General features: G+C 64.2%; 9 protein-coding genes and 1 pseudogene. 6 read left to right on the plus strand and 4 right to left on the minus strand.

The features are described 5' to 3' along the window. Nucleotides 1-121: 121 nt before the first annotated feature. Genes BZL41_RS22950 through flhA form a run of 4 tightly spaced genes read left to right on the plus strand, consistent with a single transcriptional unit; the run spans nucleotide 122 to nucleotide 4,425 of the window. Nucleotides 122-394, plus strand: a complete 273-nt coding sequence (locus tag BZL41_RS22950) for a flagellar biosynthetic protein FliQ (RefSeq protein WP_095601403.1) — start codon at nucleotides 122-124, stop codon at nucleotides 392-394. 5 nt (nucleotides 395-399) lie between these two features. Beyond that, nucleotides 400-1,200: a flagellar biosynthetic protein FliR gene (gene fliR / locus BZL41_RS22955; RefSeq protein ID WP_095601404.1), complete on the plus strand. Its 801-nt coding sequence runs from the start codon at nucleotides 400-402 to the stop codon at nucleotides 1,198-1,200. Continuing rightward, nucleotides 1,193-2,332: a flagellar biosynthesis protein FlhB gene (flhB, locus tag BZL41_RS22960; RefSeq protein ID WP_095601405.1), complete on the plus strand. Its 1,140-nt coding sequence runs from the start codon at nucleotides 1,193-1,195 to the stop codon at nucleotides 2,330-2,332. Before fliR ends, flhB begins: the two co-directional genes overlap by 8 nt. After that, nucleotides 2,329-4,425, plus strand: a complete 2,097-nt coding sequence (gene flhA, locus BZL41_RS22965; protein WP_095601406.1) for a flagellar biosynthesis protein FlhA — start codon at nucleotides 2,329-2,331, stop codon at nucleotides 4,423-4,425. The genes flhB and flhA overlap by 4 nt, the downstream gene beginning before the upstream one ends. A gap of 141 nt (nucleotides 4,426-4,566) precedes the next feature. On the opposite strand, the gene BZL41_RS22970 is transcribed toward flhA, so the two are convergent. Next, nucleotides 4,567-5,481 carry a LysR family transcriptional regulator gene (locus BZL41_RS22970; protein WP_095601407.1) on the minus strand — a complete coding sequence of 305 codons (915 nt, stop codon included), beginning with the start codon at nucleotides 5,479-5,481 and terminating at the stop codon, nucleotides 4,567-4,569. Between the two features lie 108 nt (nucleotides 5,482-5,589). On the opposite strand from BZL41_RS22970, the gene BZL41_RS22975 reads away from it, so the two are divergent. Beyond that, the gene (locus tag BZL41_RS22975; RefSeq protein WP_095601408.1) at nucleotides 5,590-6,189 is read left to right on the plus strand and encodes a short chain dehydrogenase; all 600 of its coding nucleotides are present in this window, start codon (nucleotides 5,590-5,592) and stop codon (nucleotides 6,187-6,189) included. A 4-nt stretch (nucleotides 6,190-6,193) separates the two neighbouring features. Here BZL41_RS22975 and BZL41_RS22980 read toward each other — a convergent pair whose 3' ends face one another. Next, the gene (locus tag BZL41_RS22980) at nucleotides 6,194-6,595 is read right to left on the minus strand and encodes a DUF488 domain-containing protein (protein ID WP_095601409.1); all 402 of its coding nucleotides are present in this window, start codon (nucleotides 6,593-6,595) and stop codon (nucleotides 6,194-6,196) included. A 67-nt stretch (nucleotides 6,596-6,662) separates the two neighbouring features. Between BZL41_RS22980 and BZL41_RS22985 the strand changes: the two genes are divergently transcribed. Continuing rightward, nucleotides 6,663-7,334, plus strand: coding sequence for a COG3650 family protein (locus BZL41_RS22985; RefSeq protein ID WP_095601410.1), 672 nt, complete (start codon nucleotides 6,663-6,665; stop codon nucleotides 7,332-7,334). 254 nt (nucleotides 7,335-7,588) lie between these two features. Here the strand turns inward: BZL41_RS22985 and BZL41_RS22990 are convergent, their stop codons facing one another. Next, nucleotides 7,589-12,259, minus strand: a complete 4,671-nt coding sequence (locus BZL41_RS22990) for a calcium-binding protein (protein WP_256578230.1) — start codon at nucleotides 12,257-12,259, stop codon at nucleotides 7,589-7,591. A 42-nt stretch (nucleotides 12,260-12,301) separates the two neighbouring features. Continuing rightward, nucleotides 12,302-12,583 (minus strand): annotated as a pseudogene (locus BZL41_RS29530) (calcium-binding protein); the annotation flags it as partial. Between the last annotated feature and the right edge of the window lie 54 nt (nucleotides 12,584-12,637).

The following is a 12,637-nucleotide window of genomic DNA, read 5'->3' on the forward strand; positions in this document are numbered from 1 at the left end:
CACTTTTTCGCGAGCAGAGCTCGCTCCTACGAAAAGCCGCCTGGCGCCCCGATCGTTCCCACGCTCCGCGTGGGAATGCAGCCCTGGACGCTCCGCGTCCGTGCCACCACGAGGTAGCCCCATGCTGACCCCGGAGACCGCCATCGCCATCGTCTCCAACGCCGTGCACATCACGGCGTTGATCGTCTGCGTGCTGATCGTGCCCAGCCTGATCGGCGGCCTGCTGGTGAGCATTTTCCAGGCGGCGACCCAGATCAACGAGCAGATGCTGAGCTTCCTGCCGCGCCTGCTGATCACCCTGGGCATGCTGATCTTCGCCGGCAACTGGATCCTGCGGACCCTCGGCGACCTGTTCATCGAAACCTTCAAGCAGGCCGGCCGGCTGGTCGGTTGAGCGCGATGCCCTCGAGCGAGCCGATCATCCAGGCCAGTCAGTACCTGCATCAGTTGCAGGGCTACTGGTGGCCGTTCTGCCGCATCCTGGCCCTGTTCAGCCTGGCGCCGCTGTTCAGCCACAAGGCGGTGTCGATCCGCATCCGCGTGCTGCTCGCCCTGGCCCTGACCTTCGCCTTGGCCAAGGCCCTCCCCGATCCGCCGCGCATCGACGCCCTCTCGCTGCACGGCGTACTGGTCGCGGCCGAACAGATCGCCTTCGGCCTGCTCATGGGCCTGGCGCTGCAACTGGTGTTCACTGTGTTCGGCCTGGTCGGCGAAGTGATTTCCACCCAGATGGGCATGAGCATGGCGCGCTACAACGACCCGGTGAACGGCGTGTCGTCGTCCTCCATCGTGTCGCAGCTGTACTTCATCCTGCTGGTGTTCCTGTTCTTCGCCACCGATGGCCATCTGCTGATCGTCAGCGTGCTCTACCAGAGCTTCGTCTACTGGCCGGTGGGCAGCGGCCTGCACTACCTCGGCTTCGAAACCCTGATCTACTCCCTCGGTTGGGTCCTCTCGGCGGCGGTGCTGGTCACCTTACCCGTGGTGTTCTTCATGACCCTGATGCAGTTCTGCTTCGGCCTGCTGAACCGCATCTCCCCGGCGATGAACCTGTTTTCCCTCGGCTTCCCCATGACCATCCTCGGCGGGTTGCTGTGCATCTGGCTGACCCTGCCGCACCTGCCGGAAAACTACCTGCACCTGTCGCGCGAACTGCTCGACAACATCGGCATCCTGTTGCGGAGCGGCGGCCATGTCTGAGCAGAACAGCGCCCAGGAAAAAACAGAAGAGGCCTCCCAGCAGAAACTGAAGAAAAGCCGGGAGGAAGGCCAGGTCGCGCGCTCCAAGGACCTGTCCACCACCCTCTCGCTGCTGGTGACCCTGTTCGCCCTCAAGTTCAGCGCCGGTCTCTTCGAGGAAGGCCTGCAGGAGAGCTTCCGCCTCGCCTACATCGACTTCACCCACAGCGAGATCGGCCTGGACGACCTCAGCCTGATCCTCGGCCACAACCTGCTGATTTTCATCAAGCTGCTCGCCCCGCTGCTGATCACGCCCTTGCTGGTGGTGGTGTTCTCGCTGGTGCCGGGCGGCTGGGTGTTTTCCTCGAAGAACTTCACGCCCAAGCTGAGCAAGCTCAACCCCATCACCGGCCTGGGGCGGATGTTCTCGATGCAGAACTGGAGCGAGCTGCTCAAATCGGTGCTGAAGATCCTGGTGCTGTTCGCCATCGCCGGCTGGCTGCTGGCGGAGGCCACGCCGCAACTGATCGCCCTGCAACGCACGGACATCCGCACCGCCATCGGCGGCGCCGTCGCCCTGGCCTTCGACATGACCCTGAGCCTGTTGCTGGTATTCGTTCTGTTCTCGCTGATCGACATCCCGCTGCAACGCTTCTTCTTCCTCAAGAAGCTGCGCATGACCAAGCAGGAGCGCAAGGAAGAACATAAGAACCAGGAAGGCCGCCCCGAGGTGAAGGCGCGCATCAAGCAATTGCAGCGGCAACTGCTGCAACGGCAGATCAGCCGGGTGATCAAGAACGCCGACGTGGTGATCGTCAACCCGCAACACTTCGCGGTCGCCCTCAAGTACGACCCGAAGAAGGCCCAGGCGCCCTACGTGATCGCCAAGGGTGTCGACGAAACCGCGCTGTATATCCGCAAGATGGCCCAGGCCAGCCAGCTCGAAGTGCTGGAGCTGCCGCCACTGGCGCGGGCCATCTACTTCAGCACCCAGGTCAACCAGCAGATTCCGGCCCCGCTCTATACGGCGGTGGCCCATGTCCTCACCTACATCCTGCAGCTCAAGGCCTACCGCCAGGGCCGCAGGGGCCGTCCGGTACTGGCGGCCAACCTCCCCATTCCTGACAGCATGGCGAACAGGTCCCAACCATGAATGTAATGCAGCAACTCATGCCGACCCTGCGCAGCGGACGCATCGGGATTCCGGTGCTCATCCTCTCGATCCTGGCGATGATCATCCTGCCGCTGCCGCCGCAGCTGCTGGACATCCTGTTCACCTTCAACATCGCCATGGCGATCCTGGTGCTGCTGGTCAGCGTCTCGTCGAAGAGTCCGCTGGACTTCTCGCTGTTCCCCACGGTGATCCTGGTCACCACGCTGCTGCGCCTGACCCTCAACGTCGCCTCGACCCGCGTGGTGCTGTTGGAAGGCCACACCGGCACCGGCGCGGCGGGCAAGGTGATCGAAGCCTTCGGCCAGGTGGTGATCGGCGGCAACTTCATCGTCGGCCTGATCGTCTTCGTGATCCTGATGATCATCAACTTCATGGTGGTCACCAAGGGCGGCGAGCGGATCTCCGAAGTCACCGCGCGCTTCACCCTGGACGCCCTGCCCGGCAAGCAGATGGCCATCGACGCCGACCTCAACGCCGGCCTGGTCACCCAGGAAGAAGCCAAGGCGCGGCGCCAAGAAGTGGCCAAGGAAGCCGACTTCTACGGGGCCATGGACGGTGCCTCGAAATTCGTCCGCGGCGACGCCATCGCCGGCATCCTGATCCTGCTGATCAACCTGTTCGGCGGCTTCGCCATCGGCATGTTCGTCTACAACCTGCCGGCCGCCCAGGCGTTCCAGCAGTTCGCCCTGCTCACCATCGGCGACGGCCTGGTGGCGCAGATTCCGGCGCTGCTGCTGTCCACTGCGGCGGCGATCATCGTCACCCGGATCAACGAATCGGCGGAAATCACCGGCCAGGTCCGCCGCCAGCTCCTCGCCTCGCCATCGCTGCTCTACACCGTGGCCGGCATCCTCTTCGTGCTGGCGCTGGTACCGGGCATGCCGCACTTCGCCTTCATTGCCTTCGCCGCGCTGATCGCCTTCGTCGGCTGGGCCGTGGGCCGCAACCCGACACCGGACGAAGCCGCCAGCCTGGAACAGGTGGAAGCGATCAACAAGGCTATGGAGCAGGACCGCGCGCAGAACCTGGCCTGGGAAGACATCCCGCTGGTCGAGCGGCTGTCCATCTCCCTCGGCTACAAGCTGGTCGGGCTGGTCAACGAAGCCGCCGGCGCACCGCTGGCGCAACGGGTGCGCGGGGTACGCCAGACCCTCTCGGAAAACCTCGGCTTTCTCCTGCCGGAAGTACAGATTCGCGACAGCCTGCGCCTGAAAGCCTCGCAGTACAGCATCTACATCAACGGTGAACGCATCGACGGTGCGGAAATCCATGCCGACCGGCTGATGGCAATACCCTCGCCGGAACTCTACGGCGAGATCGACGGCATCCTTGGCACTGACCCGGCCTACCGCATGCAGGTGGTGTGGATTCTGCCGACCGACAAGGCACGTGCGCTCAACCTCGGCTACCAGGTGATCGACTGCGCCAGCGTGATAGCGACCCACCTGAACAAGGTGATCCGCGATCACCTGCCGGACATCTTCAAGCACGACGACGTCGAGCACCTGATGCAGCGCCTCGCCCTGCAGGCGCCCAAGCTGGCGGAGAACCTGAAAAGCCAGCTCAGCTACAGCCAGCAGCACCGGGTGTATCGCCAACTGCTGCAGGAGCAGGTGCCGCTGCGCGACATCGTCACCATCGCCAGCACCCTGCTGGAGTCCAGCGAGACCACCAAGGACCCGGTGCTGCTCGCCTCCGACGTGCGCTACGCGCTGCGCCGCAGCATCGTCTCGGCCATCGCCGGGGAACGCAGCGAACTGGCGGTGTTCATCCTGGAGAACGCCCTGGAAAACACCCTGCTGAGCGCCCTCAGCATCGCCCAGCAGGCCGGCCCGGTGAGTCTGGACAACATTCCGGTGGAGCCGAGCCTGCTCAACCAGTTGCAGAGCACCATGCCGGTGATGAAGGAAAAACTGCGCCAGGCCGGTCATCCGCCGGTGCTCACCGTGATCCCGCAACTGCGCCCGCTGCTGGCCCGCTACGCCTGTGTCTTCAGCCCCGGCCTGCACGTGCTGTCGCAGAACGAGATCCCGGAGCGGGTTGGCGTGAACATCCTCGGGACGTTGGGTTGAGGGCGGTGGCATTGGCAATGTCGCTCGCCCCGCTTTCGTAGGAGCCAGCTTGCTGGCGAAGCTTTTGTGTGCCCCTTCGCAAGCAAACTCGCTCCTACGACACAAAAGGTCAGTGGAACGAATTCATTCGCCCCCGCCCCGCTACACCGTCAACGCCGCCAGCGCCACCCGGCTGCGTTCGAACCACGCCAGCAGGTAATCGGCCAACACCTGGGTCCGCTTGGGTAAACCCGCCTGGTATGGGTGGACGAGAAACACCGGCGTGCTGCGCGTCTGGTAATCGCGCAATAGCCAGCGCAACCGACCGTCGGCCAGCTCCGCATGCAGCATGTACGACGGCAGCCGTGCCACCCCGGCCCCGACCAGCGCGGCCTTCTTCAGCAGACTGTAGTGATTGCTCGCCAGCGCCCCGGAGACCTTCACCCGCTCCAGCCGGTGCTGGCGGTGGTAAAGCCATTCCTCGTAACCGCTGTAGTGGGTATTCAGCAGGCAGCGATGGTTCGCCAGATCGGCCGGCGTCTGGGGTTCGCCGTGGACTTCCAGGTAGGCCGGGCTGGCGCAGGTCAGCTCCTGCATGGCGAACAACGGCCGCGCCACCAGGCGCTCGTCGCCCTGCACGCCAGAGCGGATCGCCAGGTCGAAGCCCTCGGCCACCAGATCGCGGTAGCCGTTGTGCAGGTCCAGCTCCACCCGCACGTCGGGATAACGCTGGGTGAAGTCCAGCAGCAGCGCATCGAAGAAGGTCTCGCCCAACGACACCGGCACCGTGATGCGCACCGTCCCGGCCACTTCCTCACGCAGCCGCGCCAGCGCCTGCCGGGCACGGCTGGCCTGGGCGACCAGTACCTGGGCCTCCGGCAGCAGTGCGGCACCCGCTGCGGTGAGCGTGAGCCGCCGGGTGGTGCGGTGCAGCAGGCTCACGCCGAAGCCCTCTTCCAGCAGGCGGATGCGCTTGGACAACTGTCCTTTGCTGCACCCGAGCCGCTCCGCCGCGCGGGTGAAACTGCCGGCGTCCAGCAGCACGGCAAAGGCGGCCAGATCGTCCATTTCGCTCACGATTGTTTCCTCATGAAAACCAAAGGTTGCCGATTGGCTGGCTTATCGCGATGAATCATCGCCCTAGACTGGCGCTGTCGTAAACATTCACCCGCAAGGAGACACAACATGAAAATTCTTCTGATCGGCGCCAGCGGCACCCTCGGCAAGGCCATCGACCAGGAACTGCGCGAGCGCCACGAAATCGTCCGCATCGGCCACAGTAGCGGCGATTTCCAGGTGGACATCACCGACACCGCCTCGATCCGCCGCCTGTTCGAGCAGACCGGCCCCTTCGATGCGTTGATCAGCGCCACCGGCAAGGTGCACTTCGCCGACCTGGCGGACATGGGCGATGCTGAGCTCACGGTCGGTTTGCGCGACAAACTGATGGGACAGGTGAACCTGGTGCTGATCGGCCGCGACTACGCCAACGACGGTGCCTCCTTCACTCTCACCTCCGGCGTGCTCAGCGAAGACCCGATCCGCTACGGCAGCTCGGCGAGCATGGTGAACGCGGCCATCGAAGGCTTCGTCCGTGGTGCCGCCATCGAACTGCCACGCGGCCTGCGCCTGAACGCAGTGAGCCCGACCATCGTGCGCGAATCGCTGCCGGCCCTGGGCGAGTACTTCCGTGGCTGGAAAGCCATCCCCGCCGCCGACGCTGCCCTCGCTTACGCGAAGAGCGCCGAGGGCCTGCAGACCGGGCAGGTCTACAAGGTCTGGTAACGCGTCAACTCGAACCCTCGCCGGCGTAACACACCGGCGAGCTGACCTCTCCCTGGCGCTCCAGCTCATCTTCGAGAAACTCCGCCAGCACCCGGGCGTTGTTGTGCGCCTCATCGCGGGCAGCATAGAGCAGCGTCAGGGTGCCCTGGCGAGCCTTGTCCAGCAGCCCCCACCAATGCTCCGGGTGCGCCGCCAGCTCACCGCGATAGAGCAGTCGGAACTCTTCGAAACGCTCCGCCTCGTGACAGAACGCCTTGCGCAACTCCGCCGACGGCGCCAGCTCACGCAGCCAGCCATCCAGGGCAAGCGTCTCCTTGCGGCAGCCGCGGGGCCACAGCCGGTCCACCAGCACTCGGTAGCCATCCGACGATGCCACCGGTTCATAAACGCGTTTGCATTGGATCATTCGCTCTCCACCCTTGAGATCGTCGAGGCGCCTGGGTAACGTGGCCGTACTTGCCCGGAGACCCCCGATGCCCAGCACCCGTTTTCTGCTGTTCGCCCTGCTGCCCCTGTTCGCCGCCTGCCAGACGTTCAACGGCAAGCCTGCCAATCCGGCTGCCGGCCAGATTCGCCTGCAAGGCGAACTGAGCGCCGAGGCCGGTCACCTGCTGTTCCGCCCGTGCCAGGAGCAACGCCGTTTCACCGTCAAGGATAGCGGCGATAGCGGCCTCACCCGCGAAGCCGCCATGCTCTTCGCGGAAAACCCCGCCCCACTGTTCGCTGACCTGCGCGGTACCCTCGGCGGCAGCCAGGCCGCCGACGTCGACGGCGAACTCACCGTGAAGCGTTTCTACCGCGTGCAACACGAAGGCCATGGCTGCGACGACCCGAACTTCAAACGCCTCATCGTCCGCGCCAGCGGCCATGAACCGGAGTGGAACCTGAACGTCAGCGGCAAGGGCCTGGTCCTCGAACGGCAAGGCCAACCACCCCTCGCCCTGCCCTACCTCGAAGAGCAACTGCCGGACGGCCTGTTCAACATCACCAGCGAAGCCAACGGCCAACGCCTGCAACTCTGGATCGCCCCGCAACGCTGCGTCGACAGCATGACCGGCGCCATCACCCCCCTCGCCGCCGAACTGCGCCTGGATGGGCAAGTACAACGCGGCTGCGCCTATTACGGGGCGGCGCGGAGCGATTGAGCATACGCCACGTCGGCGAATTCAACGGTGCCGGTAATGGGTGACAGGCGGGCTCACCGGTGAGGGTTCGGGCGGCACCTTTTTCGCGAATGAATTCGCCCCCCACAGCGCTCCCCCTTTCGCCATGAAAGCTTCGCCAGCAAGCTGGCTCCTACGCAAAGCGGGTCTGGCGTAGCCCGCACGATAACGTGGCCTCCGCCCTGCAAAAAACAAAAGACCCATCACCAGGATGGGCCTTTCTCTTTCCGGCGTGCTTATTGCCAGTTGGCGGCGATCACGGCCTCCAGTTGCGTCCGTTGCGTGTCAGGCAGCGAGGACAGCCCGCCCGCTGGCGCACCGAACGCCGCCATCGCATCCACCAGGTTTTGCACTTGGCTGTCCAGCAGGGTCCGGCCATCGGCAGCGTCGAATCGCTCCACATGGTGGGCGTTGCCCTTGTACCAGTCGCGGATCAGCAGGCTGTCCGAGGTGCCGGACAGTTGAATCTCCAGGTCCTGGTCCACTTGGCGGAACCAGAGCTTTTCGACATCGATGCTCGTATAGAACATGACGCCGTCCTGATTACCCGTCGTGCTGTCGTTCTCCACGATGACGTCGTTGCCGTCGCCATGGCTGAACACATAGGCATCGTTGCCCAGGCCGCCGACAAGGGTGTCGTTCCCCGCGCCGCCGTCGAGAACATCGTTACCGCCAAGCCCCCAGAGGAAGTCCGCTCCGCGACCACCGGTCAGGTAGTTGTCGGCATCGTTGCCCCGCAGCCGATTGTCGAGGTCGTTACCGGTGATCTCGGCTGCCGCGCTCCCCACGAGAACGAGGTTCTCGAAGTTTTCCTCCAGCTTCCAACTCTCGGAGGTCATGACAGTGTCCGTCCCCCCGTCGGCATACTCGATCAGCGTATCGAACGAGTCCGCATGGTAAAGATCGTCGCCAATCCCCCCTTCGAGGGTATCGGCCCCGGCGCCGCCGACCAGCGTGTCGTTGCCCTCTTCGCCACGAAGCCAGTCTTCGCCCGAGGCACCGTGCAGGTCGTCGTTGCCCACGCCGCCATACAGCCGGTCATCGCCGGGGCCTCCCGCCAGCCAGTCGTTGCCTCCGTACCCGTACAGGGTGTCGTTGCCCTTCAAACCCGACAGGGCGTCGTCCCGCCCATCCAGGTAGAACAGGTCATTACCCGCCGTCCCGTGGGGGTACAGCTGTGCGATCCAGTCCTCGCCCCACACCGTGCCATCGGCGAAGACCACTTGCTTCAGCGGCTTTTCCTCGTGCAGCAGCCAGTTCTCGAAACGGAGACCGTCGCCGTGGCCAAATTCGAGCAGCAGCTCACGCCCTTCGAAGCGGAAGGTCACGTCGGTTGGCGCGATACCTTCGCCCAGCGCCAGGGTGTCCCGGCCGGTGTAGGTGGGGGGCGTTTCCAGCAGGGCGCGTGGGTTCGTGCGCAAGCGTTGGGCCAGTTCGCCCGGCATGCCGGACCATACCGGGCCGCCATAGTCGCTGAGCGCCTGGTAGTAGTGCTTCCTGCTATCCAGATGATGCAGGTCGGTGATCAGGTCCTGTCCATCGCCCCGCGCGAACCGGTAGGTATCCGCGTCCTGGCTGCCGAACAGTGTGTCGTTGCCCGTCCCACCGATATAGATGTTGCCCTCGCTGTAGTACTCGTCGAACACCATGCCCAGATAATCGTTGCCACCGCCGCCAATCAGGGTATCGGCACCCCGGCCACCGTTGAGGACGTCGTTGGTGTCCCGACCCGTCAGCACATCATCGCCGTCCCAGCCTTCCAGCTTGCCGCTGCCCGTGAGGGTGTCGTTGCCGATGCCGCCCGCCAGCGGAATGGCGTTGTCCAGGTGCCGATCGAAATCATTGACTTCCCCGTCGCTCTCAAGGTTGGCCCCGCGCAGATACGGGTCCGGCATTTCACCCAGGCTGCCGTGGACCAGCAGTTCCGCCAGCGTGAGCGTCGTGCCATCGGCGAAGCGGAACAGTTCCACGCCCGTGCCTTGCGGGTCGTTGGCATGCGGCATCACCACACGAACTGTCTGGCCGCTGCCCCAGGAAATGTCCAAGGTGGCATAGGCCATTCGGGCGCGCTCGTTGTCTCCTGAGTATCCGGGCAGTACCCGCTCGGCCCTCACCTCATCCAGGTAGGGCGCCTCCAGCAGCACTTGCCCCCAGCTCATATGCAGCTGATCGAGCGTCACGCCATCCGGCAGGACCACCACATCCGAGTCAGTCTGGTCCTTCTCGTCGAACTGGACGGTGTAGGGGATCGGCTGGCCGGTCCGGTAGTCGTAGGAGTTCGCGCTTTTCACGGGCAGGAAGTCGGCGATGATGTCTTCCCCGGCTTCGTCGGTGACGATGTAGGTATCCTGTCCCTGGCGGCCATACAGCATATCGACACCCGCACCACCGATCAGGAAGTCATCGCCCGCCGCCCCCTTGAGCGTATCGTTGCCATCCCCTCCGGAGAGCATCACGGCTTCGCTTCTCTCATACCAATACTGGCGATCGCGGCCAACAATCAGGTCGTCCCCCACGCCGGCATGGAAGATATTTCCAGGCGCGACACGGGTCAGCCCGCCCTCGTCGTGTCCGTGGGCAACCTTGTATTCCGTGTGGGTGACATCCGTCCGCCAGGTGTATTCCATCTCCCGGCTTGCGCCGAGCCAATCGCTGCTCAGGGAGTCCTTGGGATAGATGACGAATCCGACCAATCCGCCGCCTCCGCCGCTCAGGTTGTACTCGATGCTGCCTTCCGCGAACCGGCTGACGTAGATCGTGATGCTTCCGTCATCGTTCTGTTCAAGCATTTCAGGCGTGAACGAACGGTAATCAGGCTTACCGGGTGCCAATCCGCTGCGCATGCCCGTGGAGGACAGGGTGCTGACTTGCTTGACCACGGACCGTTCCGACGACTGGGTGTCCCACGTGGCGGAAACCGTCCCCTCTTCGGGCGTTACCTGCACATCGCTGAAGTGGGCCTCCTGGATGGAACGCGTCTCGACCACCTCCTTCCAGTTTTCATTGATCGACTTCTTGACGTAACGGCCGTCGTCCCCCAGGACGTAGCCTTGTTCCGCCATGAGATTGCCGAACTCATTAAGCACTTCGCGCTTGAACAACCGCTCGTAATGGGCGATATCCAGGACGGCCCGCTCCGCAGCCAGTTGCTGCCGGAACGTCTCCAGCCCCTGCACCGGGCCCTCGCCCATCTGCACGTTCCATTGCGCGGAGCCGGTGAAGTAGCCCTCGATCCGCACCGCGTCGTCGCTATCGCGGTAGGCGAGGATCAGGTCGTCGCCCAGGCGCTGGCTGGTCAACCTGCCGCTATCCAGCGTGGGGTCGAGTTGCAGGGTGTTGACGGAACCTGCCACGGCGGTCAGCAGGTCGCTCAGCGAGCCCTGGCGGAAGACGAACAGGTTGTTCCCCGCTCCGCCATCCAACGTATCGTTGCCGAGACCGCCGACCAGCGTGTCGTCTCCGGCGCCTCCCAGCAGGTGATCGTCGCCGGCACCGCCACGAATCTGGTCGTCGCCGCCCTGGCCGTCGATGACATCGCGGCCATTGCCCCCCGTCAGGACGTCAGCGGCATCGCTGCCAAAGAAGCGGGCGCCGTTGTCATCCGCCTGCAAATCGAGTCCGGAGAGGCCGCGCACCGCCTCGGCCAGGGATAGCGACGAGCCGTCGGCGAACTCGAAACGGGACACCGCACCGGTAAGTCCCTTGAGAATCGACACCGAGCCGCTACTGTGCTTCACCTCCAGCACCGGCGTGCCGGAAATGGTGTAGCGCTCGGCGAAGCTGAGGCTGCCGCGCTCGATACCCTCGCCGAAACGGACCACGTTGTCGCCCTGGTCGTCCGCCAGCATGTCGTCGCCGTCGCCAACCTCGAACACGTAGGTATCGTTGCCCTCGCCTCCCGCGAGAATGTCCGTCCCGCCCTGGCCGGTCAGCAGGTCGTCGCCCTGGCCGCCACGCAGCGTGTCGCCGTTGTCGGTGCCATAGAACGTATCGGCGCTGACGGAGCCGGCGGTCGTGATCGGCGATGAAACACGCTTCATCATCTGCGCGAAGCTCAGCTCGCGCCCATCAGCGAAACGGAAGCTGGAGTTCGCCCACTTCTGGTAATCGTGCAGACGCAAGGTGTCGCCGTTGGCGGACAGATAGAGCCAATCGCCGCTGGACTGGCTGACGACATCGGCGGTCAACGAATCCGGGCTGAATCCCGCGCCGAACTCGACGACGTTGCGTCCGCCCTTGTCGCGAATGGAGTCAAAACCATAGCCCCGGTTGAAGACGTAACGGTCGTTGCCGGTGTCAGCTTCCAGCACATCGTTGCCGGCACCGCCATCCAGCAGGTTGTCGCCGGTGCCGCCGCTGAGGTAGTCGATCCCATCGCCGCCGCGCAGGGTGTCGTTGCCGCCATCGCCGAGCAGGGTATCGCTGCCGAGGCCGCCTTCGAGGGAATCCGAGCCTTGGGCCCAATCGGGCAGGTCAGAGGAATCGCCACGTAGGAAATCATTGCCATCGCCGCCCAGAAGGGTATCCGCGCCACCCTGCCCCCAGAGGGAGTCGTTGCCGTTGCCGCCCTGCAGCAGGTCATCGCCATGGGCTGTAGGGTCGATATCTTCGGCATCACCCGATAACTGATCGGAACCCTCGCCACCGATCAGCGTATCGTCGCCTCCGGCGCCAAGCAGCGTGTCATCGCCCGAACCGCCGTCCAACAGGTCGGCGCCCTGGTACTCGGTCGGCAAATCAGCGTAGTCACCTCCTAGCCAGTCGTTGTTCTCGCCGCCCAGCAAGGTATCGTTGCCACCACCTCCCCACAGCGAATCATTGCCTGTGCCGCCGTGCAGGTAGTCGTTGCCATGAAACTGGTAGGCATTGCCGAAGCGGCCTTTGAGGCTATTGTCGTCCCCATTCAATTCATCGTCGCCCGCTCCACCGAACAGCACGTCGTCGCCGCTGTTTCCGGTCAGGCGATCATTACCCTCTCCGCCATCCAGCACATCCCTACCGTGCAACGCCGCGATCAGGCTGGAATCTGGCCTTTCGGTATCGAGGTTGTCGCCGCTCAGGAAATCATTGCCCGCACCACCCCGCAGGGTGTCATTACCAGCATCGCCGAAGGCAATATCATTGTCCCGCCCACCATCGATCAGATCGTTACCGCCGTTGCCGCGAAGATGATCGTTTCCGCCGCCCCCGATCAGTACATCGTCGTCACCCTCCGTGGCATTGCTCCCCAAATCGGCGCCCGTCTCTTCGGTTGTATAAACGGTAGTTCCGCCCTGTTGTTTGAC

Origin of the sequence: Pseudomonas sp. PIC25, assembly GCF_002286785.1 — a bacterium.
Taxonomy (GTDB): Bacteria; Pseudomonadota; Gammaproteobacteria; order Pseudomonadales; family Pseudomonadaceae; genus Pseudomonas_M.